The 25,904-nt window shown below is 73.2% G+C and carries 21 protein-coding genes and 1 pseudogene; 8 read left to right on the top strand and 14 right to left on the bottom strand.

Annotation, left to right across the window (positions count from 1 at the left end; translation table 11 throughout):
* Positions 1-20 precede the first annotated feature (20 nt).
* From rplW to BS72_RS20125, 8 genes are all read right to left on the bottom strand, one after another.
* Complete coding sequence (gene rplW, locus BS72_RS20160) at positions 21-362, bottom strand: 50S ribosomal protein L23 (protein WP_037912367.1); 342 nt, start codon at positions 360-362, stop codon at positions 21-23.
* A complete protein-coding gene (gene rplD, locus BS72_RS20155; RefSeq protein WP_037912366.1) occupies positions 362-1,015 on the bottom strand; it encodes a 50S ribosomal protein L4 in 654 nt (217 codons plus the stop codon). The genes rplW and rplD overlap by 1 nt, the downstream gene beginning before the upstream one ends.
* Positions 1,016-1,020: 5 nt before the next feature.
* Complete coding sequence (gene rplC, locus BS72_RS20150; RefSeq protein ID WP_037912365.1) at positions 1,021-1,665, bottom strand: 50S ribosomal protein L3; 645 nt, start codon at positions 1,663-1,665, stop codon at positions 1,021-1,023.
* A 14-nt stretch (positions 1,666-1,679) separates the two neighbouring features.
* Positions 1,680-1,988: a 30S ribosomal protein S10 gene (rpsJ, locus tag BS72_RS20145; protein ID WP_014144312.1), complete on the bottom strand. Its 309-nt coding sequence runs from the start codon at positions 1,986-1,988 to the stop codon at positions 1,680-1,682.
* Positions 1,989-2,459: 471 nt separating this feature from the next.
* Positions 2,460-2,966, bottom strand: a complete 507-nt coding sequence (locus BS72_RS20140; RefSeq protein WP_051951309.1) for a hypothetical protein — start codon at positions 2,964-2,966, stop codon at positions 2,460-2,462.
* The gene (locus BS72_RS20135) at positions 2,963-3,808 is read right to left on the bottom strand and encodes an AAA family ATPase (RefSeq protein WP_051951307.1); all 846 of its coding nucleotides are present in this window, start codon (positions 3,806-3,808) and stop codon (positions 2,963-2,965) included. Before BS72_RS20135 ends, BS72_RS20140 begins: the two co-directional genes overlap by 4 nt.
* 97 nt (positions 3,809-3,905) lie before the next feature.
* A complete protein-coding gene (locus BS72_RS20130) occupies positions 3,906-4,580 on the bottom strand; it encodes a VOC family protein (RefSeq protein ID WP_037912364.1) in 675 nt (224 codons plus the stop codon).
* A gap of 120 nt (positions 4,581-4,700) precedes the next feature.
* Positions 4,701-5,510 (bottom strand): SDR family NAD(P)-dependent oxidoreductase, encoded by an 810-nt coding sequence (locus BS72_RS20125; protein WP_037912363.1) that lies wholly within the window; start codon positions 5,508-5,510, stop codon positions 4,701-4,703.
* Between the two features lie 85 nt (positions 5,511-5,595).
* Here BS72_RS20125 and BS72_RS20120 point away from each other — a divergent pair.
* Positions 5,596-6,446: pseudogene (locus BS72_RS20120) on the top strand (helix-turn-helix transcriptional regulator).
* 48 nt (positions 6,447-6,494) lie between these two features.
* Here BS72_RS20120 and BS72_RS20115 read toward each other — a convergent pair.
* Entirely contained in the window at positions 6,495-7,370 is an 876-nt protein-coding gene (locus BS72_RS20115; RefSeq protein WP_037916826.1) for a polysaccharide deacetylase family protein, read from the bottom strand.
* A gap of 769 nt (positions 7,371-8,139) precedes the next feature.
* On the opposite strand from BS72_RS20115, the gene BS72_RS20110 reads away from it, so the two are divergent.
* Complete coding sequence (locus tag BS72_RS20110) at positions 8,140-8,970, top strand: GH25 family lysozyme (protein WP_078901493.1); 831 nt, start codon at positions 8,140-8,142, stop codon at positions 8,968-8,970.
* Positions 8,971-9,104: 134 nt separating this feature from the next.
* Here the strand turns inward: BS72_RS20110 and BS72_RS20105 are convergent, their stop codons facing one another.
* A complete protein-coding gene (locus BS72_RS20105) occupies positions 9,105-9,887 on the bottom strand; it encodes an isoprenyl transferase (RefSeq protein WP_037912361.1) in 783 nt (260 codons plus the stop codon).
* 417 nt (positions 9,888-10,304) lie between these two features.
* Complete coding sequence (locus BS72_RS20100; RefSeq protein WP_037916824.1) at positions 10,305-10,919, bottom strand: dihydrofolate reductase family protein; 615 nt, start codon at positions 10,917-10,919, stop codon at positions 10,305-10,307.
* A gap of 285 nt (positions 10,920-11,204) precedes the next feature.
* On the opposite strand from BS72_RS20100, the gene BS72_RS20095 reads away from it, so the two are divergent.
* The 6 genes from BS72_RS20095 (at position 11,205) to BS72_RS39590 (ending at position 21,739) form a co-directional block, all read left to right on the top strand.
* Positions 11,205-11,945 (top strand): ABC transporter ATP-binding protein, encoded by a 741-nt coding sequence (locus BS72_RS20095; protein WP_051951305.1) that lies wholly within the window; start codon positions 11,205-11,207, stop codon positions 11,943-11,945.
* A gap of 194 nt (positions 11,946-12,139) precedes the next feature.
* Entirely contained in the window at positions 12,140-13,903 is a 1,764-nt protein-coding gene (locus tag BS72_RS20090) for a hypothetical protein (protein ID WP_157856283.1), read from the top strand.
* 230 nt (positions 13,904-14,133) lie between these two features.
* A complete protein-coding gene (locus BS72_RS20085; RefSeq protein ID WP_232792477.1) occupies positions 14,134-14,841 on the top strand; it encodes a hypothetical protein in 708 nt (235 codons plus the stop codon).
* A gap of 25 nt (positions 14,842-14,866) precedes the next feature.
* The gene (locus BS72_RS20080) at positions 14,867-19,213 is read left to right on the top strand and encodes an NACHT domain-containing protein (protein ID WP_037912360.1); all 4,347 of its coding nucleotides are present in this window, start codon (positions 14,867-14,869) and stop codon (positions 19,211-19,213) included.
* 64 nt (positions 19,214-19,277) lie between these two features.
* A complete protein-coding gene (locus BS72_RS38515; protein WP_037912359.1) occupies positions 19,278-20,594 on the top strand; it encodes a Cdc6/Cdc18 family protein in 1,317 nt (438 codons plus the stop codon).
* Positions 20,501-21,739 (top strand): glycosyltransferase family 4 protein, encoded by a 1,239-nt coding sequence (locus tag BS72_RS39590; protein ID WP_157856282.1) that lies wholly within the window; start codon positions 20,501-20,503, stop codon positions 21,737-21,739. The genes BS72_RS38515 and BS72_RS39590 overlap by 94 nt, the downstream gene beginning before the upstream one ends.
* A gap of 160 nt (positions 21,740-21,899) precedes the next feature.
* Here the strand turns inward: BS72_RS39590 and tuf are convergent, their stop codons facing one another.
* From tuf to rpsG, 3 genes are all read right to left on the bottom strand, one after another.
* Positions 21,900-23,093: an elongation factor Tu gene (gene tuf, locus BS72_RS20065; RefSeq protein WP_037912358.1), complete on the bottom strand. Its 1,194-nt coding sequence runs from the start codon at positions 23,091-23,093 to the stop codon at positions 21,900-21,902.
* 173 nt (positions 23,094-23,266) lie between these two features.
* The gene (fusA, locus tag BS72_RS20060) at positions 23,267-25,393 is read right to left on the bottom strand and encodes an elongation factor G (RefSeq protein ID WP_037912357.1); all 2,127 of its coding nucleotides are present in this window, start codon (positions 25,391-25,393) and stop codon (positions 23,267-23,269) included.
* A 39-nt stretch (positions 25,394-25,432) separates the two neighbouring features.
* Entirely contained in the window at positions 25,433-25,903 is a 471-nt protein-coding gene (gene rpsG, locus BS72_RS20055; RefSeq protein ID WP_037912356.1) for a 30S ribosomal protein S7, read from the bottom strand.
* Position 25,904: the final 1 nt, after the last annotated feature.

Genomic DNA, 25,904 nt, shown 5'->3' with positions numbered 1-25,904 from the left:
TCGAGTCGATCCGGCCTCCGTCAGGAGACCGGGCCGCCGAAGATGTCGATGCGGTCGCCCTCGGCGAGGGTCACGATGGCGCGCTTGGTGTTCGCGCGCTTGCCGAAGCCGGTGCGGGTGCGCTTGCGCTTGCCCTGCCGGTTGATCGTGTTCACGCCGGTGACCTTGACCTGGAAGACCGTCTCGACGGCCTGCTTGATCTGGGTCTTGTTGGCACGCGGGTCGACGACGAACGTGTACTTGTTCTCGTCCAGCAGCGCGTAGCTCTTCTCGGAGACGACCGGCTTGATCAGCAGGTCGCGGGGGTCCGTGAAGGTCTTGCTGGTGACGGTGGTGCCAGTGGTGGTCTCGGTCTCGGCCATCAGGCGTCGCTCCCTTCGGTCTCGGCGACGCCGTTACCGGTGGTGAAGCGGTCGAAAGCGGCCTTGGTGAAGACCACGTCGTCGGAGACGAGCACGTCGTACGTGTTCAGCTGGCCGGCCTCCAGGATGTGCACCTGGGGCAGGTTGCGGGCGGACAGCCAGCCGGCCTCGTCGGAGCGCTCGACGACCAGGAGCACGTTCTTGCGCTCGCTGATCTTGCCGAGGAGGCTCTTCGCGGCCTTGGTCGACGGGGTCGTCCCCTCGACGAGGCCGGACACGACGTGGATGCGGCTGTGGCGCGCGCGGTCGGTCAGGGCGCCGCGGAGGGCGGCCTTGACCATCTTCTTGGGCGTGCGCTGCGAGTAGTCACGCGGCACGGGACCGTGCACGACGCCACCACCGGCGAACTGCGGCGCGCGGGTCGAGCCCTGACGGGCGCGGCCGGTGCCCTTCTGGCGGTACGGCTTCTTGCCGCCGCCGCGGACCTCTCCGCGCGTCTTGACCTTGTGCGTGCCCTGACGGGCAGCGGCCAGCTGCGCGACGACGACCTGGTGGATCAGCGGGATGCTGACCTTGGCGTCGAAGATCTCGGCCGGGAGCTCGACGGTCCCGGTGGTGTCGCCAGCGGGCGACAGGATGTCAACAGTGGTCATATCCCTCAGGCCCCCTTGGCCGCGGTGCGGACCAGGACGAGGCCGCCGTTCGGACCGGGGACGGCGCCCTTGATGAGCAGCAGGCCCTTCTCCGCGTCAACGGCGTGGACGGTCAGGTTCTGGGTGGTGACCCGCTCGTTGCCCATGCGACCCGCCATGCGCAGGCCCTTGAACACGCGGCCCGGGGTGGCGCAGCCGCCGATGGAGCCCGGGGAGCGGTGCTTGCGCTGCACACCGTGTCCGGCGCCGAGGCCACGGAAGTTGTGGCGCTTCATGACACCGGCGAAGCCCTTGCCCTTGCTCTTGCCGGTCACGTCGACCTTGACACCGGCCTCGAACACCTCGGCCGTGACCTCCTGGCCGAGGGTGTACTCGGCGGCGTCGGAGGTGCGCAGCTCCACAAGGTGGCGGCGCGGGGTGACGTCGGCCTTGGCGAAGTGGCCCTTGAGGGGCTTGTTCACCTTGCGCGGGTCGATCTCGCCGAATGCGATCTGGACGGACTCGTATCCGTCACGGTCGTTGGTTCGGATCTGGGTCACGACGTTCGGACCGGCCTTGACCACGGTGACCGGGACGACACGGTTGTTCTCGTCCCAGACCTGGGTCATGCCGAGCTTCTCGCCCAGGATGCCCTTGATCTGCTTAGCCATCTCTTCCGCGCCTCTCAGAGCTTGATCTCGATGTCAACGCCGGCCGGAAGGTCCAGGCGCATCAGCGAGTCAACGGTCTTGGGGGTGGGGTCGAGGATGTCGATCAGGCGCTTGTGCGTGCGCATCTCGAAGTGCTCGCGCGAGTCCTTGTACTTGTGCGGCGACTTGATGACGCAGTACACGTTCTTCTCAGTGGGCAGCGGCACCGGGCCCGCGACCTGCGCACCGGTACGGGTCACCGTCTCGACGATCTTCTTCGCCGAGGAGTCGATGACCTCGTGGTCGTAGGCCTTGAGCCGAATGCGGATCTTCTGTCCCGCCATGGCTACTCCGTAGTCCTTGTCTCTTCTCGCTCCGGCATCCGCCTCGCCCGACCCACGCGGTCGGGCGTGTCGCGCCCCTCGTAAAGAGATTCACCGCAAGCGGAAATCCCTGGCCCCAGGGGTTTGTGTGGGAGAGATCCCACCGGATGCCTGGCCGGAACCGCGCACACGCTTCCCGGAAGATTCCCGTACGTCCGCCCCAGCGCTGCCGTGTGAGGCAGTTGGGGCGACGAGTACCGTGGGACTCGCTTCCGGTCCTCCCGACGGGAGGCGCGCAGCATCGGCGCTCGACCGAGCAACTAGAGCAGTCTGCCATACCCGACGTGCCGGAGGCCAATCGAAGCGGGTTACCTTACCCCGCGCCCCCACCGGCCCAAACCCGGACGGGCCCGTCGCCGCCTTCGCGACGTGGCGTAGGCGTGACGCGACGCGGCGTGGCATAGGCGTGGCGTGTGCGGCTCGCGGAGGCGGTCAGACCTCGGTCCAGGTGGCCATGGCGGCCTCGCGGGTCCAGATCCGCACCCTTGCCCGCACCTTCCGGGCGAACAGGTCACGCTCGGCCACGATGCTGAGGTCGCCTGCGCCGAGCTGACGCCGGGCGGCGTGCTCGGTGAGCCCCATCGCCGTGCTGCCTCCGTCGCAGAGAGCCCGCAGGAAGGCGCCGTCCCACGTCCGCTCGTGGAGCACCCATGGCGCCTCACCGGCGGCGGTCCTCCGCAGTTGCTCGGCGAAGCGCGCGGCGCAGCTCCGCCGGGCCGTGCCGTCCTTGACCTGGAAGACGTGGTTGCCGGTCTCGATGATCGTCGCGGTGGGCAGCACCAGTCGCACCCCGTCGCGGGTTCCGCGGATCAGCTCGGCGACCATCTCGTCGCGGTGATCGTTCATGTAGGGGACGTCGAGCAGCTCGACGAAGACGGACGTGTCCAGGAAGTCGACCACCGGGACGGGAAGCGCCGACCTCGGCTTCTGCTCGCTCACAGGTTCCTCAGGAACTCCTCGACGCTCGACGCGTCGGGTCGGTGGGACGCCAGGGCATCCGAAAGGCGGCCCTTGGAGACGGCGTCACCGAGGTCGCCGGCTGCCAGCAGATCCACGTAGCCGGGCAGGTCCGTGAGCCGGCTCAGCACGCTCTCCCCGGACTCCGGATCGCGCGTGCACACGATCACACCCGGGTGGTCCTCGGCGGTGAGGGAGTTGAGCAGGGCCGGGCTGTGTGTGGTGAACAGCACGTCGACGGCCCGGTTGCGGGACTCCTCCCGCACGAGGTCGAGGACGCGGGCCGCCTGCGTCGGATAGAGGCCGTTCTCGATCTCCTCGATCACGAGGAGCCGCTCCGCGACCGGCGTCTCCGGTTCGTCGAGCAGCGCCGTGCCGAAGGCGAGGAACCGCAGCATGCCGTCGCTGAGCAGGCGCGCGGGCACCTCGTGGACACGGCCGTGGTAGCCGGCCTCCATGAGGACGAGCTGGACGTCGCCCAGTCCGGTGGTCACCTGGTCGATGGCCTGGACGGTGAACTCCGGCATCCCCGCGACCAGTTGCTCCAGTCGCTGGAATCCGCCGCCGGGCCGGCTCTCACGCAGGTGGGCCACGACGGCGCTGAGGTTGTCCGCGCCGCGCCGCAGCTCCACGTCGCGCCGGGGTACGTACTGACGCATCAGGTGCGGCACCGGGTCGAGCAGGAAGACGCTGCTCAGGGCCGCCGAAACGGCCCCTGCGGCCGATACGAGCAGGCGTCCGGCGGCGGTGGTCTTCGGCGCCCACGCACGTACCTCGGCGCCGACGCGACCGCAGTCGGGACGCCCACCCGCCGCGGAGGGCACGGACCCGCACGGCTCGCCCGCGCCGGCGTCCTGGCGGCGTCATGGCGGAAGCCTGACGGAAGGGCGTCGGCCGGTCGGCGGGCCGTCCGGAGCCGTCCTATTCGCGGGTGAGGGCCGTGCAGACGCACGCCTTGTTGCCCTCGGGGTCGGCGAGGACGGTGAAGGACGGGGCCTCCGAGGCGTCGACCACCGTGCCCCCCGCGGCGAGGGCGGCCGCGATGCGCTCCTCGGCCACCTCCGGGGCCAGCCAGAGGTCGATGTGCCAGCGCTGGCGCGGGGTGTCGCCGGCGGTGGTGCTCTGGAACCACACGCTCGGCACGCGGCCCGTCGGGTCGAGGACGGAGCCGCGCACCACGTTGCCGGGGTCTCCGGTGAGGAGGGCGGACCAGAACGGCGCCACCGCGGCCTCGTCGGCGGTGTCCAGGGCCAGCTCCAGCTGTGTCACCTCCCCGGGCGCGGCGGCCATGCCGTGCTCCCGGGCCAGCCCGGTGACGGCGCGGGCGAGCCCGAGGTCGGCCGCGGTGACGCCGACCGCGCCGGTGGCCTCGTCCACGCTGAACAGGGCGACGTCCACGAAGCCGCGCCCGGCCCGGACCTCCGCGACCTCGTGGCCGGCCGCGGCCCCCGTCGCCATGACGGCGGCCGCGAACGCCGCGCGGGCCGCCGCGTCGGCGGAGCGGTAGCGGGCGGCCAGCGGCAGCCCGAGCCTGCGCCAGTCGCCGAGCCCCTCGGCGATGGCGGCCAGGACCTTCGGTGTGCTCAGTACGTCCATGGCCCGCCATGCTCCCAGCCGCTCCTGCCGGCCCGGGCCCGGGTGCCCGCCGTGTCGCCCGGGTGCGGGACGCGGCCCCTTCGCCCTCACCCGGAGGGCGCCGCCGTCCCGGGAGCGGACTCAGAGGCGGGCGCCGCCGTCGACGCGCAGGATCGCGCCGGTGACGAAGGACGCCCGGTCGCTGAGCAGCCACGCCGCCGCCTGCGCGATCTCCTCGGGGTCGGCGCCGCGCCGCAGCGGCGTCGCCGAGGTGAGGCGCTCCTGGAGCCCCGGGGACCTCTCCCCCCACTCCCGGATCATCTCGGTGAGGGTGTTGCCGGGCGCGACCGCGTTGACGCGGATGCCCTCGGGCCCGTACGTGACCGCGGCGGACTCGGTGAGGCTGTTGACGGCGCGCTTCATCGCCGCGTAGGCGGGCAGCTCCGGGTTGGCGCCGTGGCTGCCGACACTGGAGTTGTTGACGATCGCGCCGGTTCCCGCGGTGGCCCGGATCGCGGCGACCTCGGCCTTCATCGCCAGCCACGGGCCCCTGAGGTTGACCGCGTAGACGTGGTCGAAGTCCGTCTCCGGGACCTGGTCCAGCGGGGCGGGCGGGATGGACGTGCCGGCGTTGTTGAAGGCCAGGTCGAGCCGCCCGTACAGCTCGACCGCGCGGTCCACCGCCGCGCGCACGCTCGCCGCGTCGGCCAGGTCGCACACGGCGTAGTCCGCGGTGCCGCCGGCCGCCCGGATCTCCCCGGTCACGGCCTTGAGCTGCTCCTCCGTACGGGCCGCGAGCAGCACGCGGGCGCCCTCCCGGGCGAACAGCCGCGCGGCGGCGGCGCCGATGCCGCGCCCGGCACCGGTGATGAGGGCGGTCTTCCCGGCGAGCAGGCCCAGCGGGGCCGTCCGGCGGGGAGCGGTCGGGTTGGTGGTCGTGGTGTCTTCCATGGGACCAGGCTCCGGCCGTCCGCCCGGCGCATCCAGGCACCGGCGGTACCTGGATGCGCCCGCGGCGCCCGCGCACACTGGAACCGTGGACAGACGAGAACTCGCGGCGTTCCTGCGCTCCCGGCGGGAGCGGATCACCCCGGCCGACGTGGGCCTGCCCGCCGGGTCGCGCCGCCGCACGCCGGGGCTGCGGCGGGAGGAGGCGGCGCAGCTCGCCTTCATCTCGACGGAGTACTACACACGGCTGGAGCAGGCGCGCGGTCCGCACCCGTCGCGGGAGGTGCTGGCCGGCCTGACCCGCGCGCTGCGGCTGTCCGACGCCGAGCGCGACCACCTGCACCACCTCGCGGGCGTCCCCCGGCCCCGCCGCCCGGCCCGTCCCGCGAGGTGCGGCAGAGCATCATCGACCTGCTGGAGCGGCTTCCGCAGGCCGCCGCGATGGTCACCTCGGCGGCCTGCGAGGTGATCGCCTGGAACGATCTCGCCGCCGCCCTCATGGAGGACTTCTCCGCGCTGCCGCGGCGTGGGCGCAATCTGGTACGGCAGGTCTTCCTCGGGCCGCAGGAGGACGGCCGGCGGCTGTACGGGGTGTCGGACGCGGGCGAGTTCGCCCGGTACTCGGCCCAGCGGCTGCGCGCCGCCGCGGCCCGCTACCCGGCCGACCCCGAGCTGAAGGCGCTGGTGGCCGAGCTGCTGGCCGGCAGCGAGGAGTTCCGGCGGTTGTGGGAGTCGCACGACGTCACGGCCGGCCGCACCCTGTGCAAGACCTTCCGGCACCCGGTGGTGGGCCCGATCACCGTCAACTGCGACGTGCTCGACATCGCCGACCGCGACCAGCAGGTCGTCGTCTACACCGCGGTGCCCGGTTCGCCGTCGGAGGAGGCGCTGCGGCTGCTCGCGGTCATCGGCACGCAGCGCATGGACGTCCCCCGCTGAGGCTCCCGGCGCGGTCCGGGGTCCGCGGACTCCCGCCGGCCCGGCGGTTCAACGGGGGTTGCGGCGGGCGAAGTCGGCGGCGATCTCGTCGAACGTCACCCAGCGCACGCCGTCATGGGCGTTGATGTGCTCGATGAGGCGCTCGTGCATGAGGAGTTGCTGCGGGTGCCCGGACACGTCGGGGTGGACGGTCATGGTGAAGGCGGCGCGCTCCATCTCCCGGTGGACCCAGTCGAACTGGTCGCGCCACTGCTGTTCGAGGTCGCGCGGGTTCACGTAACCGTGGCTGTTCGGCGCCGCCTTGACGAACATCATCGGCGGCAGGTCGTCGAGGTACCAGTTGGCCGGGATCTCGATGAGCGAGGTGCCGGTGCCCCGTTCCATCGGCTTCATCCACGCCTCGGCCGGCTGGTCGTAGTCGATGCGGGTCCAGGAGTCGCCGGTGCGGACGTAGTAGGGCTCGAAGTCGTGGTGCATCATCGAGTGGTCGTAGGTGATGCCGCGCTCCAGCAGCAGCTCGGCGGTGTTCTCGCTCAGCTCCCACCAGGGCGCGACGTACCCGGTGGGGGCCGCGCCGGTGCGGCGGGTGAGCAGTTCGACGCAGTGGTCGAGGACGTCGGCCTCCTGCTGCCGGCTCATCGCGATCGGGTTCTCGTGCGAGTAGCCGTGGACGCCGACCTCGTGGCCGGCCGCCAGGCACGCGTCGAACTGATCGGGGAAGGTCTCGACGGAGTGGCCCGGCCAGAAGAACGTCTGCCGGATACCGGCCCGGCGGAAGAGCTCCAGCATCCGCGGCACGCCCACCTCGCCGGCGAAGACGCCGCGTGAGACGTCCCCCGGCGAGTCCGCGCCGCCGTAGGAGCCGAGCCAGCCGCCCACGGCGTCGACGTCCACGCCGTAGGACACGAGGATCTCCTTGGCCACGCTCACCACTCCTTCCATCCGTCGCTCCGGGCCCACCGCCACGAGCGAGGGGGGCGGGCCGGTGCGGAAACCGGGGCCGGAGCCCGGGGCGCGGACGGGTCGGCGGCCGCGGACGGTCGGCGGCGCGTCCCGGACTCTCCCATCGTCGGGGCACCCGCGCCGGCTCGCACCTCCGCACGACGCCGACGTGACGGGACCGGGAAGCGCGGAAGGCGGCTGGACGGCACCTGTGCGACCAGCTACGACGGGCCGCGAGGGCCGTGGACGGCGGGCCGGGGGCCGGCGCGCGCCGGTCGTCCGCAGGCCGGGTTTCACGCCGGTGAAAGGTTTCGGCGACGTTGTGTCATCGCCGCAGCTCCGCGCGCCTTCACGCTGGACTGGACCAATCGGGGCCGGGTACAAACCCTTTACAGGATGGGGCAGTTCATGCGTCACTCATGACGCGTCCGCATCAGGCAGCACCTCCGCACCGCACCTTCGCGGCGCGAACCGCGACGCGCGCACCTGTGGCACATGGATCGGCGCGAACCGCGCACACCCGCACGGCACCCCCCGCACCAGCGCCCCGGAGTTCCCGGACCCCGCACGGCCCGTTCCCCGCCCAACCGCGGCGACGGGAGTCCTCACGGGCTGGATCTACGCGAGTAGAACAGTGTTCGAGAACACCCCCACCACAACGCGCCAGGAGGAAACGGCCTTGTTCTCCCGAACCCGCACCACCAGGGCACCCCAGCGGAAACTGCTGGCGGCCGGAGTCCTCGGCGCGAGCATGGCGCTGGCCGCCGCGATGTCGGCGGGCACCGCCTCCGCCCAGCCGGCGCCCTCCGGCAGCAGCGTCCCCCTCGGCCACGGCTACATGGGCGTCGGGTACGTCCAGGACAGCAAGGACTTCAAGCCCGACACGCGCCGACTCCAGCTCGACGCCGCCGGCGCCGGCGTCACGGGCGCGGCCACCGCTGCGGCGGCGAACCCCGTCGGGATCGACGTCTCGCACTACCAGGGGACGATCACGTGGTCGTCGGTGAAGTCCGCCGGCATCGCGTTCTCCTACATCAAGGCGACCGAGGGCACGACCTACAAGGACCCGAACTTCAACGCCAACTACCTCAACGCCTACAACGCGAAGGTGATCAGGGGCGCCTACCACTTCGCGCGGCCGGACCTGTCCACCGGCGCGGCGCAGGCCACGTACTTCGCGAGCAACGGCGGCGCCTGGTCGGCGGACAACCTGACGCTGCCGGGGATGCTGGACCTCGAAGGCGGCTGCTACAGCAAGACGGCCTCGGCGATGCAGTCCTGGATCCTCGACTTCTACACCACCTACAAGGCGAAGACGGGCCGCGACGTCGTCCTCTACACCAGCCCGAGCTGGTGGAGCACCTGCACCGGCGGCTGGACCGGCATGTCCGCCAAGAGCCCGCTGTTCGTGGCCGACTGGACCACCGCGTCCAGCCCGACCATCCCCAACGGCTTCCCCTACTACACCTTCTGGCAGTACTCCGACTCCGGCTCGGTGAGCGGCATCTCGGGGGCGGTGGACCGGGACCGGTTCAGCGCGAGCAGCGCCCGACTGCTGGCGCTGGCCAACAACACACCCTGACGGCAGCGGAGTTCCGCTCCGGGTCGGCCCCTCCCGGGGGCCGGCCCGCAGGGCCGGCCCGATGACACGAGCGGCGCCCGCAGCCCGGTCACGGGCGGTCCCCGCCGTCGAAGCCGCCCGCGGGCGACCGCCCGCTACCTGCCGAACCGGCGTTCGCGGCTCGCGTACGAGCGCAGGGCGCGGAGGAAGTCGACGTGGCGGAACGCCGGCCAGTAGCAGTCCACCCAGTGCATCTCGGCGTACGCGGACTGCCAGAGCAGGAAGCCGGACAGCCGCTGCTCGCCGGAGGTCCGGATGATGAAGTCGGTGTGGGCCGCGGTGGGCGAGTACAGATGGCGGGAGATGTCCTCGATCTCGAACCGCTCGACCAGCTCGGCGGGGTCGCCGCCCGCGGCGAGGTGCTCCTCGAAGGCGCTCTTGACCGCGTCGACGATCTCCCGCCGGCCGCCGTAGCCGACCGCGACGTCCACCTTGAGGCCGCCGCGCCCGGTCGTCGCGGCGGTGGCCTCCTTGAGGACGCGGGCGTGGGTGCCGGGCAGCATGTCGAGTGAGCCGATCACCTGGACCTCCCAGGGGCGGCCCTCGGCCGTGATGTCCCGGACGGTCTCCTCGATGATCTCGATCAGCGGGCCGAGTTGCTCCGCCGGGCGCCCCAGGTTGTCGTCGGAGAGCATGAAGAGGGTCACCCGCTCGATCCCCGCGGCGGTGCACCAGCCCAGGAACTCGGTCACCTTGGCGCCGCCGGCCCGGTACCCCTCCCGGACGTCCGTGTGCCCCGCCTTCCGGGCCCAGCGCCGGTTGCCGTCGAGCATGATCCCGACGTGCTGCGGGCGCGGCAGCCCGGCCAGGGTGGTGGCCAACCGGCGCTCGTACACCGCCTCGATCGGCCGCCGAAGGAACAGCGGGAGCAGCTTCATGAACCATCTCCATCGCGATCGCGGACCCCGCCGCGGACCCTACCAGGGGCTTCTCCGCCACCCGTAACGGGCGCCTCAACGCCGAGACCCCGGCCGCTACTTGACCGCGAGGAAGCCGCGGACCGCAGGCGTCCGCTCCGGACCGCGGGCGGGTTGCCGGACCACGCTCCGCCGAGTGGACGGGGGAGGCGGACGGCTCCGGCGCGTCAGGCACCGCGTCGGGCACGTCGGCGAGCGCCGGGCCGCGCGACGGGACCCGTTCCGCCCCCTGCCGGGTGACCTCGTGACGGCCCGCCGTGGGGAACCGCGGTTCGGCGGCGCGGACCCCGGCGGGACGCCCCCCGAGGGACGGTGTCCCCGTCGGGCGCCGCCGGGGCCTGGCGGGGGCCGCGACGCCGGCGTCAGCGGGCCCCGCCGTCAGAGGACGTCGTACGTCAGGTGCGTGGAGTTGGTCGTGGCGGTCACGCTCCGCCGCACCAGCGTGCGCGGCGCCGCTCCGGTGAACAGCGGGGTCCCGGCGCCCAGCACGACCGGTGCCAGGTGGAGCGTCAGCGTGTCGACCAGCCCGGCGTCGAGCGCGGAGGCGATCGTGGCACCGCCGCCCATGAGGACGACGTCGAGATCCAGGCCGGTCTCCGACGACGCCGTCGCGGCGCGCTCGCGAGCCACGGTGACGGCGTCGGGCAGACCGGTGGTGACGAACCTCCAGTCGAGGTCGCCGAGCCGCACCGACCGGGGCGGTGAGCTCGTCACGACGACGAACGCGGGCCGGCCGACCTCGGCGGCACCGTAGCCGGAACGGTCGTCCCAGCCGTTCGGCCCGTCGACCAGGTCGAAGAGCCGGCGGCCGAGGACGACGGCGCCCGATCGGGCGGTCGCCTCGCTCAGCACCCGGCGTTCGTCGGGGTCGTCGGAGAACGCCCAGGTGTGCAGGGCCTCGCCACCGGTACCCAGGCCGTTCTCGGGGCCGGGATCGGGGCCGGTGACGAAGCCGTCGAGGGAGACCGAGATGTCAGCGATGATGCGCGTCATACCGGAGCAGACCCGGTCCGCCACCCGGACTCATCGCCCGGAGGAGCCCTGGCCCGCGACCGTGCGGGTTCAGCGGCACCGCACCGATCGGAACGGCCGACGCCGCGCGGCCGTCTCGGCGCGGCGGGCGCGTCGACGGGGGGTGCGGGCGCGTCGTAGGGTCGTCGGAACGTACGACCGGCGCGGCCGACGTCACCGAGGCCCCGGCCCGGCGGGCGCGGGCACGGCACCGGAGCGCACGGCACAGCACCGTCGAAGCGTGACCGCAGGAGCCCGGAGGCCCGCATGACCAGTACAAAAGGCGCGGGCAGAGCGGGCTCGGGCACCGGGGCGGGCGGCAAGGGCGCGCTGCTGCGGCTGCGCAAGGTGAGCCGCTCCTACGGCAAGCGGCAGGCGCTGCACCCCATCGACCTGGACGTGCCGGCCGGTCGCTGCGTCGCCCTCTTCGGCCACAACGGCTCGGGCAAGTCGACGCTGCTGCGGATCGCGTCCGGACGGGACACGCCCACCAACGGGCAGGCGCTCTTCGCCGGCCGGGCCGTCGCCGAGGACGACCCGGAGGTGCGCGCCCGCGTCGCGGTCGTCGGCGACACGGTGGCCTGCTACCCGGACCTGACCGTCCGCGAGCACCTGGAGCTGGTGACGATCGCGCACGCCGTGGACGACGCGGCCGGGTGGATCGACCAGATCCTGGAGGACCGCCGGCTGTCCGACCACGCCGACGCGCTGCCGAGCTCGCTCTCCTCGGGCCAGATGCAGTCGCTGCTGCTGGCGGCGGCGCTGGTCCGCCCGCGCGACCTCCTCGTCCTCGACGAACCCGAGCAGCGGCTCGACCCCGAAGCCCGGCAGCGGCTCGCGGAGCTGCTGGTGGCCGAGAAGAAGAGCGGCGTCGCGGTGCTGCTGGCCACGCACCAGGCGGAGCTGGCGGAGGCCGTCGCCGATCACATGGTCGCCTTGGAGGACGGTCGGGTGATCGCCAAGGGCACGCCGGCGGCGGTCCTGCGCGAGCTGGGCGTGACCGCGTGACCTCGTCCCGCTCGGCAAAGAAATCCGGCCGCTCCGGCCGCTCCGCCAACCGCTCCACCGGCCGTCCCGCCGACCGCCCCACCGGCCGGTCGTCGGACGCGACAGGTGCGTCGGACGCCCCGAAGCGTTCCGGCGCGTCCACGGACGAGCCGACCGCCGCACCGGCCGCCGCGCCGGCCGCCGAGGACGCCCCGGTGGCGCCCCCCACCACTGAACGGCCCGATGACGCGACCGGCGACGAGACCGTCCGGGCCGCCGAGGCACCGGACCCCGACGCGGACACGGACACGGACGCCGACGGGGACACGGACGCCGACGGGGACGACGAGCCCGGCTGGTCCGAGGCCGAGGACGACCGCACCGCGGAGACCCTCGCCTGGCTGAAGCGCAAGCGCCGCGCCCACCGCCGCCAGCAGGGCCGCGACCTGGCCGTCCTCCTCTACACCGTCGTCCTGGCCCTGGTCGCCTACGGCAGCGGCATGGTGCTGCACTTCCTGCGCGGCCTGGGCGAGGGCGCCGACTACGGCGGCTTCGGCGCCGGGCTGAGCCGCGCGCTGCCCTCGCTGATCCCGGCCGTGGCCGTGCTGCTGGGCCTGCTGTCGGCCCGCGACGCGCTGTGGCGCGGACCCGTCGTCCTCCCGGCCCCCCAGGTGGGGTGGCTGCTGGCGCAGCCGGTACGGCGGGCGGCGGTGCTGCGGCCGTGGTTCCGGCTGTCGGCGTGGCTGGCGCTGATCCCGGCGGTGCTGGGCGGGGTGGCGGCCGGGGCGACGCTGCGGGTGACCGGGCAGGCGTCCATCGGGCCCGCGCTGCTCGGCGTCGCGCCCGGCGCGGTGTGCCTGCCGCTGCTGTCGGTGGCGCTCGGCATGGCGGTGGAGCGGCGCCCGCACCGGACACGGACCGTACGGCGCTGGACCGGGCCCGTCGTCCTCCTGCTGGCCGCGCTGGCCGCGCAGGCGGCGCTGGCCGGGAACGGGCACCGGGTGCGGCCGCTGGAGTGGGTGGAGCTGTGGTCGGGCCCGTGGGGCTGGGCCGCGCAGCCGGTGGTGCGGGCGTGCGGCGGCGGGGTGCCGGGCTGGCCGGCGGCCGTGGCGCTGCTGCTGGCCGGGACGGCGGCGGCGGTGTGGTTCGCGCACCGCGAGGCCGCCGGGGTGCCGACCACCCACCTGAGGGCGCGGGCGGCGACGGCGGCCACCGTCGCGTCCGTCTTCTGGTCGCTGGAGCTGCGGGCGGCGAAGCTGGCGCTGATGGAGGCCGGCGACGGCGAGGGCACCCGCCGGGTGCGGCTGCGGCCGCCGCGCGGCCGGCGGACCCGGCGGTACGTCGTGGTCTGGCGGGACCTGCTGACGCTGCTGTGCTCCCCCGGCCGGCTGGGCCGGGCCGCGGTGTGGGCGGCGGCGGGCGCCACGGCGGCCGGGGTCGGCGCCGACCTGGGCGGGGAGCGGCGGCCGGTGGGCCTGGTCGTCGGGCTGCTGTGCGGGTACCTGGCGGTGGGCGCGCTGGCCGAGCCCGCCCGGGTGGAGACGGACGACCTGCGCCGCTCGGCGTGGGCGCCGTACCGGTTCCACACGCTGGTGCTGTGGCACGGGGTGCTGCCGGCGGTGCTGGGCACGGTGCTGGGGCTGCTGGCGGCGGTGCCGTTCGCGCTCCACGGCTCGCCGCTGGCGCTGCTGCTGGTGCCGCTGTGCGCGCCGCCGTTCACGGCCGCCTCCCTCTACAGCGCCTGCCGCGGGCCGGCCCGTACGCACCTGATGTTCCTGGGCGGCGGCTCCCCGATGGGCGGCCCGGGCCCGCTGATCTACCTCGCCTGGTACGCCGCCGGCCCGCTCATCGCCGTCGGGTGCCTGGCCCTGGCCCTGTCGCTGGCCGCGCCGACGACGGTCGTCCTCATGGACGTGCTGGTCACGGCCGCCCTGGCCTCCCTGGCCGCCCGCTCGGCGGACCGGCTGGTGAGCCACTGACGAGGGAGCCGGCCGCCGGGACCCGCTGACGGACGCGTGAGCCAGGAGGCCCGCCCCGGCACCCCGCACCGGCACGACCGCCAACGCCGCGGCGGGATGGGCCCGTTGGGCGCGAAGGCGGGTGAATCCGACGCGGCATGTCCGGCTCCGGTTGGTGGCAGACTGGCCCGCGGCCTCGTGCGAGGGCGGGGCCGTGCGCCGGACCGGGGGGAACGGGGGGTGGAGCTGCCGTGTCGGTGATCGTCAACATCGCGATCGGGCTGGCGACCAGCGTGATCAGCGGCGTGCTGGTGTGGCTGTGGGAGCGCGGCAAGCGGCTGCGCGCGCTCAACCGGCGAGGCCGCTTCTTCGGCCTGGCCCCCGGCGGCACGTGCCTGATCGTCATGAACAACGCGCACGACGCCCCGACCCGGGCCGCCCAGGAGGACGTGCTGGCGATGCTCGACGTGGCCGCGCTGGCCGGCGAGTTCGGCTGCGAGGTGACGGTGGAGTCCAGCGGAGGCTTCCGGGGGAGCAACGGCGACCGCACCGAGTTCTGCGTCGGCGGCCCGGGCTCCAACGCCCGCACCGCCGGGCACATGGCCGCCTACCTGCCCGGCTTCCGCATCCTGCCGTGGAACAGCGGGCCGGACAGCATCGCGTTCCGGATCGGCGGCCGCACCTACCGCTACGACAAGGCGCACCAGCAGTACGCCCTCGTCGCCAAGTTCCGCCCGGCGGAGGCCGCCGCGCCCGTCATCCTCATCTGCGGGCAGGGGCCGGTCGCCAACCGCGCGGCGATCCATTTCCTCAAGCGGGCCCACCGCGAGCTCGCCGCGGCCGTACCCTCGCAGGACCGCTACTGCCTGCTGGTGCGCGTCGCGAACATCGAGACGTACGGGCACCTGGGCTCGGCCCTCGAACGGGACGTGACCGAGGCGGTGTTCTCGGCGGCGTAGCGGGCGGGCACGGAAGGAGAGGGCGGTGGCGGCGGCGGAAGCGCTCACCCAGTTAGGCGTAGGGTCCGCGATCCTCGGCGGGCTCACGACCGTGCTCACCACCTGGGTCGCCTCGCGGCAGGCGCGGAGCCTCGGCTCCGGCGGTCTGCGGGAGCTGCGGGAGGAGCTCAGGGGGGCGCCCCTCGGGCACGCCTCCCGGATCGTGTTCAGGATCGTGGACGCGCTCGTCCCGGCTCCCTACTCCCTGGGCATCGACCGCCAGGTGCTGGCCCTGTGGGAGGCCCGGCAGGACCCGCGGATGCGCTTCGTCGGCGAACCGTACCCGAGCGGCCTCACCCTGGAGGTCGTGTCCGCGCCCCCGGACGCCGACCCCGGGACGACCCGCCCCGATCGCCTGTTCCCCCTGGTCAGCCCGGCTCGTGGGCGCCTCGTCGTCCTCACCGGCAAGCCCGGCGCCGGCAAGTCGCTGCTGCTCCGCGAGCTCGCCGTCGACCTGGCGGCCCGCTCCCGGCGCAACCGCGCCCGGCCGGTGCCGATGCTGCTGGGGGTCAGCGGGCTCAACCTGGCCGGGTCCCACTACAGCGTGCCGCTCGGAGAGTTCTCCGCACGCGCCTGGACCGGAGGACGCGTCACCGGCCCGTGGAAGGAGCGGTGGCTGGAGCGCGGGGCGTGCGTCGTCATCCTCGACGGCCTCGCCGAGGAGACCGCGCCGGGATCGGTGGACGGCCGGATGACCGCCGAGTGGCTGCGCGAGCAGATGGCCGCCTACCCCGGGAACTCCTGGGTCCTGGCCACCCGCGAGGAGAGCACCGTCGACCTCGGGCTGGGGCCGGCCACGGTGGTCCGCGTCCTGCCGCTCACCGGCGAGCGGGTCCGGGAGCGCGTCGGCCGGCTGCTGCGGAGCCGCGAGCCGAGGCACACCCTGGCCGGCGTGGTCGGCGGGAGCGGGCCGCCCGCCGCCGACCGGCCCACCGCCGACCTCGTCCGGACCTGGCTCGACGGCTTCGGGCTGACGGAGCTGGCGGCCTCGCCGATGATGCTCCCGCTGATCGTCGGCGCCTACACCGCGACCCCCTCCGCCCCGCCGGCCCGCAGGGCGCTGGACGCCTACGCCGCCGTCCTGGACGCGCTCATCGCCCGGAAGCTCCGCGGCCGGGGCGCGTCGGGCGGCAGCCGGCTGGTGCGGGCGGCCGGCGCGCTGGCCCTGGAGATACTCGTGGCCGACCGCACCGCCATTCCCGCCGAACAGGCCGTGTACGCCGTGGCGAAGCACCTGCCGCACCGCTCCGTCACCTCGCTGAGCGCCGAGTTGGAGATGCTGGAGCGAGCCGGCGTCCTCCTCCAGGACAGGGACGGCTTCTACGCGTTCTCCTACCGCGCCCTCCAGGACTACCTCGCCGCCGAGCAGATCCGCGCGGACGAGCGGGTCGAGCTGCTCACCCAGCGGGTGACCGACCCGGCCTGGCACAGCACCATCGCGCTGTGGGCCGCGGACGCCGACGCCACCCCGGTGGTCACCGCCTGCCTGGACGCCGGCACGCAGCCCTCCCTGGACCTGGCGCGGCGCATCGCCGAGGTCAGCCCGCGGGTGTCCCCCGGCGTCCGCAGCGAGTTGCGCTTCCACGGCCGCCGGCCGCACGTCGACGGTCCCCGTTCCGAACGGCCCGAACCGACGGTCTCGGCCGAGCCGTCCGACGCCCGGCACCCGGTGGGCCGGCTGTCCGCGCTGCCCGCCCCCGCGTCCCCGCTGGCCGACTACGTGCTTCGGCAGCACACGGCACGCCTGGCCGCCTGGAAGCGGGCCGACCTGCGCGACGCGGTGTCGGCGCTGCGCCTGCCGTGGACCGCCCGCGACCCCGAACTCCTCCTCACTGCCGCCGTGTTCTTCCACGACAGCGACCTGCCCGCCGAGGCCGACCGCTACCGCGGCCAGGGCCTGGTCGCGCTGGCGCTGCGCCACTACCCCGAGCACCGCAGCGGCGCCCGGGACCTGTGCCTGGCCGCGCTGAGCGGGATGGACCGCAGGGAGCGCAGCGGCCCCGACATGGCCGCGGCCGTCACCGCCTACCTCACCGGCGAGCAGGACCTGCCCGAGCCCGACTGCGGAGGCACCGAGCACATAGTCCGGGCGCTGCGCCGCCGCCTCAAGCACCACGGCCCGAACGGCCTGCGGGAGCTGGTGCCGCTGCTGGCCTCGCACGAGGGAGCCGCCGACGCGGTCCAGGCGTGCCTGCGGAGGGACACCGAACTCGCCCACGCCGCCGACGTGTTCCTGGCCGAGCAGGAGCTGCACGGGCTGCCGCCGCTGGAGGCGTGGGCGCGGCTGGTGGAGAGCTGGCGCAGCCGGCGGCGCGAACTCGTCCTGGGGTTGGGCTGGCTGGGCCAGCTCGGCCTCGAACGGGCGGCTTTACGGGAGGCAGCCGACCGGCTGGCCGCGCACGGCCCGCACACCACGCCGCCGCTCAGCGGTGAACTCACCCGGCTGGCCGCCGCGGTGGCCGAACTGGACCGCTCACTGGACTACTGGCGCTACGAGGAGAAGGACGCCCACCTGCGCGCCGCCGACCGCGTCGCCGGGATGCTGCGGCAGGAGGTCGCCAAGGTGCCCACCGCGCTGTCGGTGGAGCTGGTGGAGCCGGCCGCCGCGCGCGTCCAGCAGCTGGTCCGCTCCGCCCGGGCGGAGCTGGCCGCGAAGCTGCCGCCGAAGCCGGAGATCAGCGCGGCCCTGCCCGCCGCCAGGCTGCACGAGGAGACCGTCGGCGTCCAGGTGCGGGTGGCCAACGCGGACGGCCGCGCGCCGGTGCGGGCCGGCCGGCTCACCGTCACCGCCGATCCTGAGCGCCTGCGGCCCGCGGCCCAGACCGTGGACCTGCCCCCGATGGTGCGCGGCGGGGCGAGCTGCGTGGTGGAGGTGCGGTTCGAGACGGCCGCCGGGCCGCACGACGGGTTCGGCCACGGGCACGGCGGGATCGGCGCCGTCGTGGTCCCGGCCGAGACCCCGGACACCACCGCGGGCGTCGCCATGGACGTCGCCATGGACGTCGAACTCAGCCACGAGGACGGGCAGTCGGCCCCGCCCGTGCTCGGGCGGCTGACGCTGCCCGTGGACCGCGCCCCCGCGCCCGTGGACCCGAACCCGTACGCGGACGGCGCCCTGGGCCGCCCGGTGGACGACCCGCGCATGTTCTACGGCCGCGAGGAGCTGGTCGCGCGGGTCAGGACCCGGCTGCGGAACGCCCGTACACCCGGCGCCGGCATCGCGGTGATCGGCCAGAAGCGGACCGGCAAGTCCTCGATCCGGCTGCAACTGCTGCGGCTGCTCGCGGCCGAGGACGGCCTGCCCGTGGTGGACGTCGGAAACCTCGGCGGCCTCAACGCCACCGACGCGCTCAACAGCGCAGGCCGCCTGCTCGGTGTGGTGCTGTGGCGCATCCTGGACGGGGCCGAGCAGACCGTCGCCGGCCCGGTCCGGCTGCTGCCGCCCGGCTTCGACCGGGACCGGCTGATCACCAGCCCGGACCCGGTGCACGACTGCGCCGCCCTGTTCACCGCGTACCGCAGGGCCTGCCCGGACCGGCCGCCCTGGGTCGTCTTCATCGACGAGTTCCAGTACGTGGAGCAGTGGGTGCGCGACGGCGCCCTGCCGGCGTCGTTCATGACGGCCTTCAAGGCGCTGGTCGAGCGGCAGCTCTTCCACCTGGTGCTCGTCGGGCAGTCCGACATCGAGGAGCTGGTCACGGCCGACCCGAACGCGTTCGGCGTCTTCGGCATCGAGCGGGTCAGCTACCTGGACGAGGTGGGCGCCCGCGCGCTCGTGGAGCAACCGGCGCAGCTGGCCGAACCGTTGGAGGGCAGCCGCAGCCGGTTCCGGGGGCGGGCGTTCGCCGAGATCTTCCGGCTCTCCGGCGGCAACCCCTTCTACGTGCAGCGGCTGTGCGCGAAGATCGTCGCCCGCATGAACGAGGAGAACGCCCGCCTGGTGACGGAGGCGGACGTCGCGCAGGTGGCGGAGGCCATGGTCGGCGCGCTGACCGAGGCCGACTTCGACAACCTGGAGACGTCGGTCCTGGTGGCCGGCGCCCCGGCCAAGCTCCGGGTGCGGGCCCTGCTGGCCGCCGTCGCGCGGTCCTGCCGCCGCCAGGGCCACGAGCCGGTCCCCGCGTCGGCGGCCGACATCGCCCGCGCGCACGTCGGGCCGCTGCCGCCCGGCCTGCTCGACGCGCTGGAGGCGCACGGGGTGGTGACGCGGGAGCGGGACGGGTACCGGATCGTCGTCGGCCTCTACGAGGCGTGGCTGCTGCGGTTCGCGGCGGCCGCCCCGGCCGTGCCGCATCCGGACGGGACCGCGTGCGAGCCGTCCGAGACGCACTGAGACGAGCCGTGAGAGCGGTGGAAGGAGCGGTGAGAGGAGTCGTGAGAGGAGCGGTGAGGCCGTCGTGAGCCCAGCCGGCCCGACCAGCCCGGCCAACCCGTACGACTTCGTCGACGGCCTCCCCACCGGGTCGGCGTTCGTCGACCGTCCCGCGCTGCTGGAGAAGGTCACCGCCGTGTGGAAGGTGCCCGGACGGCCGGCCAACCTGAGCCTGTTCGGGCTCAGCAAGACCGGCCGCAGCAGCCTCGTCGCCCGGGCGCTGGCCGGCATCGGCCCGGAACGCCGCCGCGACCTGGCGGTGGTGTGGCTGAGCGTGGGCCGGCAGCCCTCCGTCTACGGGCTCTTCGGCGCCATGGCCGAGCAGATCACGACCGCCTTCCCGGACCTGCCGGAGCTGGCCGCGCTGGCCGCACCGGTGCGCGACACCCGGGACCTGCTCAAACTGCCGGGCGCCATAGCCGAGTTCTTCGGCGCCGTCGGCGAGCGGGGCCGCCACGTGCTGGTGGTGATGGACGACTTCGACCGCGCGCCCCGGGTACTGCCGGAGCTCTCGGCGTTCCAGCTGCTGCGCACGCTGGCGAGCGAACCCGACTACCCCGTCGGCCTGTTGACCATCTCCCGGCGCCCCCTCGCCGCGATCGAGACCGACGCGGCCGGCGGCTCCCGGCTGGACCAGGTGATGGGCGAACGCGTCCACGTCGGGCTGTTCACCGCGGCCGAGGCGGGCCGGATGGTTGACCGGGCCCGACGGGCCGGGCTCGACCTGTCCGCCGTACTGCCCGAGCTGCTGGCCTGGTCCGGGCTCCACCCCTACCTGCTGGGGGTGCTGTGCCGGCGGCTGGTGGAGCAGCACCGGGAGACCGGACGGCTGGACGTGGCCGCCGCGGCCGAGGCGGAGGCCGGCGAGTTCCGCAGCTACTTCTCCCGGCTGGTCGAGGAGCTGGACGAGGACATAGCGGGCGGCGGGGACCTGCTGCGGGCCGTCGCCGACGGCGCGACGGTGGCGCCGGCCCCGGGGAGCCGCAGGGCCTCGGCGGCTGCGCGGCCCCGGCCTCCGGCGGCCCGGCCTCGGCCCCGGCCCCGGCCTCCGGCGGCGCGACCACGCCCTCCGGCGCTGCGACCGCGACCCTCGGCCACGGCGTGGGAACGGCCCCGGGCTGCGACGCGGACACCGTGCCGGAGTCCAGGCAGCTGCGGGACCTCACCGACCTCGGGGTCGTCGTCCGCAACGGCGCCGACCTGCGGCTCTTCTCCCCCGCCCTCACCGGCTACGTCCGCGATCCCCGGGTGCTGGGCCGGCCGGGCGGCGCCCGTACCGGCGGCCACCGCTGCACCGCGCTGGTGGTGGCCACCGAGTGGAGTTCGGCGCACGGCGGCCTGAGCACCCTCAACCAGCGGCTGTGCTGGGCGCTGGCCGGACAGCGGGTGCGGGTGTTCTGCCTGGTGCCGCAGGCCACCTCCGCGGAGGTCGAGGAGGCGGCGGCACAGGACGTCACCCTGCTCGTGCCACCGCCGCTGCCCGGCGTGTCCGCGATGACGGCGCTGCTGCGCCGGCCCGCCCTGCCCGTCGGCGTGCTGCCGGACCTGGTGATCGGGCACAGCCGGATCACCGGCCCGATCGCGCTGCTGCTCGCGGAGATCTACTTCTGGCAGGCCACCAGGCTGCACTTCGTCCACATGGCACCCGACGAGATCGAGTGGTTCAAGCCCGACCGGGAGGAGGACGCCGTCCACAACGCCGACGCCCGCACCAAGATCGAGCTGGGGCTGGCCCGCGCGGCCGATCGGACGGTGGCCGTCGGGCCCCGGCTGCACGACCGGTTCCTGAGCTCCCTCGGGCTGCGCACCGACCGGGAGCCGCTGCGCTTCGACCCGGGCTTCGACCTCGGCGACCCCGAGCCCGCCCGGGTGCCTGCCGGGTCCCCCATGACGGTGCTGATCACCGGCCGGGTGGAGGACTGGGAGCTCAAGGGGCTGGACATCGCGGTGCGGGCCTGCGCCAGGGTGGCCGGCTGGCGGCAGCTCCAGACCGGCGCCAAACCGGTCGAGCTGCTGGTCCGCGGGGTGCCCGAGCAGGACGTGGCGGAGCAGCTCAAACGGCTGGAGGAGTGGCGGGGCGGCGCCGACCTGCCGATCGTCGCCCGTCCCTTCACCACCGACGGCCAGTCCCTCGCCGACGACCTGGCCCGGGCCAGCGTGGTGGTGATGCCCTCGCGTGCCGAGGGCTTCGGCCTCTCCGGCCTGGAAGCCCTGGTGGAGGGCAGGCCGGTGCTGGTCAGCAGCCGCAGCGGGCTGGGCGAGCTGCTGCGGGCCGAGCTGGACCCGGAGGCCGCGGCGGCCTGCGTGGTGCCGACGACCGGCCACGACACCGACACGGACACCGACACCTGGGCCCGGGCCATCGAGCGCGTCCTGCTCCACCCGAAGGACGAGTTCGCCCGCGCCGAGAAGCTCCGCCAGGACCTCGCCGCCCGCCTCACCTGGGCCGGCTCGGTGGAGAAGCTGCTGACCGCGCTGGAGCGGTGACCCCTCCCGATCCGCTCCCGGCCCGGGACCGTCCAGCCGGCGGGAAGCCCCCGGAACCCGAACCGGTCCCGGGGGCTTCCCGCCGAACGCAGAAGGGCCCCGGGTGCTCGCGCACCCGGGGCCCTCCCGTTACGGCGTCAGGCCCGCCGCAGGCCGGAGATCACTTGTTGATCTTGGTGACCTGGCCGGCGCCGACCGTACGACCACCCTCACGGATGGCGAACTTCAGGCCCTCCTCCATGGCGACCGGCTGGATCAGCTGGACGGTCATGGAGGTGTTGTCGCCCGGCATGACCATCTCGGTGCCCTCGGGGAGGGTCACGACGCCGGTCACGTCGGTCGTCCGGAAGTAGAACTGCGGACGGTAGTTGTTGAAGAACGGCGTGTGGCGGCCGCCCTCGTCCTTGGACAGGATGTACGCCTGCGCCTCGAACTCGGTGTGCGGGGTGACCGAACCCGGCTTGATGATGACCTGGCCGCGCTCGACGTCCTCGCGCTTGATGCCGCGGAGCAGCAGACCGACGTTCTCACCGGCCTGGCCCTCGTCGAGCAGCTTGCGGAACATCTCGATGCCGGTGACCGTGGTGGTGGTCTTGTCCTGCTTGATGCCGATGATGTCGACGGTCTCGTTGACCTTCAGGACACCACGCTCGATGCGGCCGGTGACGACGGTGCCACGACCGGTGATCGTGAAGACGTCCTCGATCGGCATCAGGAACGGCTTGTCGACGTCGCGCTCGGGGGTGGGGATGGCCTCGTCCACGGCGCTCATGAGGCCGAGGAGCTTCTCGCCCCACTCCTTGTCGCCCTCCAGCGCCTTCAGCGCGGAGACGCGGACGACCGGCAGGTCGTCGCCCGGGAACTCGTACTCGGAGAGCAGCTCGCGCACCTCGAGCTCGACGAGCTCCAGGATCTCCTCGTCGTCCACCATGTCGGCCTTGTTCAGCGCGACCACGATGTACGGCACGCCGACCTGGCGGGCCAGCAGCACGTGCTCCTTGGTCTGCGGCATCGGGCCGTCGGTGGCGGCGACCACCAGGATGGCGCCGTCCATCTGCGCCGCACCGGTGATCATGTTCTTGATGTAGTCCGCGTGACCGGGGCAGTCGACGTGGGCGTAGTGGCGCGACTCGGTCTGGTACTCGACGTGCGCGATGGAGATGGTGATACCGCGCTGGCGCTCCTCGGGCGCCTTGTCGATCTGGTCGAAGGCCGAGGCCTCGTTCAGGTCCGGGTACGCGTCGTGCAGCACCTTGGTGATCGCCGCGGTAAGGGTCGTCTTACCGTGGTCGATGTGACCGATGGTGCCGATGTTGACGTGCGGCTTAGTCCGCTCGAACTTCGCCTTCGCCACTGGGGTCCTCCTGGGAGTGGATCTGTACGCCTTGCTTCATCGGCGCCAGGTGATCTTTGCTGGGTTGCCGACTGCCGGGGCACCCGCCGCGCACCCCCGCCAGAGCCCCCGGAGGGGTTCGCGGGGATTCGCGGCGGTATGCCCCGAAGCCTGCTGTCAAGCCTAGACGAGTACTACTCGCCCTTGGCCTTCGCGATGATCTCCTCGGCGACGTTCCGCGGAACCTCGGCGTAGGAGTCGAACTGCATGGAGTAGCTGGCCCGGCCCGAGGTCTTCGACCGCAGGTCACCGACGTAGCCGAACATCTCCGAGAGCGGGACCAGGCCCTTGACGACGCGGGCGCCGCTGCGCTCCTCCATGGCCTGGATCTGGCCACGGCGGGAGTTCAGGTCGCCGATCACGTCGCCCATGTAGTCCTCGGGCGTGGTGACCTCGACGGCCATCATCGGCTCAAGGAGGACCGGGCTGGCCTTCCGCGCGGCCTCCTTGAACGCCTGCGAACCGGCGATCTTGAAGGCGAGCTCGGAGGAGTCGACCTCGTGGTAGGCACCGTCGATCAGGATGACGCGCACGCCGACCATCTCGTAGCCGGCCAGGATGCCGAACTTCATGGCCTCCTGCGCACCCGCGTCCACCGACGGGATGTACTCGCGGGGGATGCGGCCACCGGTGACCTTGTTGACGAACTCGTAGGACGCGTCGCCGCCCTCAAGGGGCTCGATGCCGATCTGCACCTTCGCGAACTGACCGGTACCACCGGTCTGCTTCTTGTGGGTGTAGTCGACCCGCTCGACCGCCTTGCGGATGGTCTCACGGTACGCGACCTGCGGCTTGCCGACGTTGGCCTCGACCCGGAACTCGCGCCGCATACGGTCGACCAGCACCTCGAGGTGCAGCTCGCCCATACCGCCGATGATGGTCTGGCCGGTCTCCTCGTCCGAGTGGACCTGGAAGGAGGGGTCCTCCTCCGCGAGACGCTGGATGGCGACACCCAGCTTCTCCTGGTCGCCCTTGGACTTGGGCTCGATCGCGACCTGGATGACCGGAGCCGGGAAGTCCATGGACTCCAGGATCACCGGCTTCTTGTCGTCGCAGAGCGTCTCACCGGTGGTGGTCTGCTTCAGGCCCATGACGGCGACGATGTCGCCGGCGCCGACCGACTCGATCTCCTCACGCTTGTTCGCGTGCATGCGGTAGATCTTGCCGATCCGCTCCTTCTTGCCCTTCACCGAGTTCAGCACAGCCGAACCCGCCTCAAGGCGACCGGAGTAGATCCGGACGAAGGTGAGCTTGCCCAGGTGCGGGTCGCTCATGATCTTGAACGCCAGCGCGGAGAGCGGCTCCTCGTCGGACGGACGGCGCGTGACGACCTCGTCCGAGTCGTTCACCGCGTGGCCCTCGATGGCCTCGATGTCGACCGGGGAGGGCAGGTAGCGCACGACGGCGTCGAGCAGCGGCTGCACGCCCTTGTTCTTGAACGCGGTACCGCAGAACACGGGGGTGACGGTGGTGCCGCCGCCCTTGCCCGAGTTGATGGTGATGCGGCGGATCGCCGCGTACAGCTGCTCCACGGAGGGCTCGGTGCCCTCCAGGTACAGCTCCATCATCTCGTCGTCGTTCTCGGCGACGGCCTCAAGGAGCTTGCCGCGCCACTCGTCAGCAGCCTCGGTGTGCGTGGCCGGGATGTCGACGACGTCGTACATCTCGCCCTTGGTCGCCTCGGCGGACCACACCAGGGCCTTCATCTGGACGAGGTCGACCACGCCCTTGAAGTCGGCCTCGGCGCCGATCGGCAGCTGCATCACGATCGGGGTCGCGCCGAGGCGGTCCACGATCATGTCGACGCAGCGGTGGAACTCCGCGCCGGTGCGGTCGAGCTTGTTGACGAAGCAGATGCGGGGCACGCCGTAGCGGTCGGCCTGACGCCACACCGTCTCGGACTGGGGCTCCACGCCGGCGACGCCGTCGAACACCGTCACGGCACCGTCGAGCACGCGCAGCGAACGCTCCACCTCGACGGTGAAGTCGACGTGGCCCGGGGTGTCGATGATGTTGATGGTGTGGTCGACGTCGTTCAGCGGCCAGTGGCAGGTCGTCGCGGCGGACGTGATCGTGATGCCGCGCTCCTGCTCCTGCTCCATCCAGTCCATCGTCGCGGCCCCGTCGTGGACCTCGCCGATCTTGTAGGAGACGCCGGTGTAGAACAGGATCCGCTCGGTGGTGGTCGTCTTGCCCGCGTCGATGTGGGCCATGATCCCGATGTTGCGGACCCTGGCCAGGTCAAGCGAAGTGGTGGCCATGTGGCTCAGTCTTCTCTCGGTTCTCGATGGGGGTAGCGACTACCAGCGGTAGTGCGCGAAGGCCTTGTTGGACTCGGCCATCTTGTGGGTGTCCTCGCGGCGCTTCACGGAGGCGCCCAGACCGTTGCTGGCGTCGAGGATCTCGTTCATCAGCCGCTCGGTCATGGTCTTCTCGCGGCGGGCGCGGGAGTACCCGACCAGCCAGCGCAGCGCCAGGGTGTTCTGGCGGCCCGGACGGACCTCGACCGGCACCTGGTAGGTCGCGCCACCGACACGGCGGGACTTGACCTCAAGGGTCGGCTTGATGTTCTCCAGCGCGCGCTTGAGGGCGATGACCGGGTCGTTGCCGGACTTCTCCCGCAGGCCTTCCAGAGCGCCGTACACGATGCGCTCGGCGGTGGAGCGCTTGCCGTGCAGCAGGATCTTGTTGACGAGCGAGGTCACCAGAGGGGAACCGTAAACCGGGTCGATGATGACCGGACGCTTCGGGGCGGGGCCCTTACGAGGCATT

This window comes from Actinacidiphila yeochonensis CN732, from assembly GCF_000745345.1.
GTDB lineage: Bacteria > Actinomycetota > Actinomycetes > Streptomycetales > Streptomycetaceae > Actinacidiphila > Actinacidiphila yeochonensis.
The sequence above is the reverse complement of the archived record's forward strand: the minus strand, read 5'-3'. Positions and strand labels throughout refer to the sequence as shown.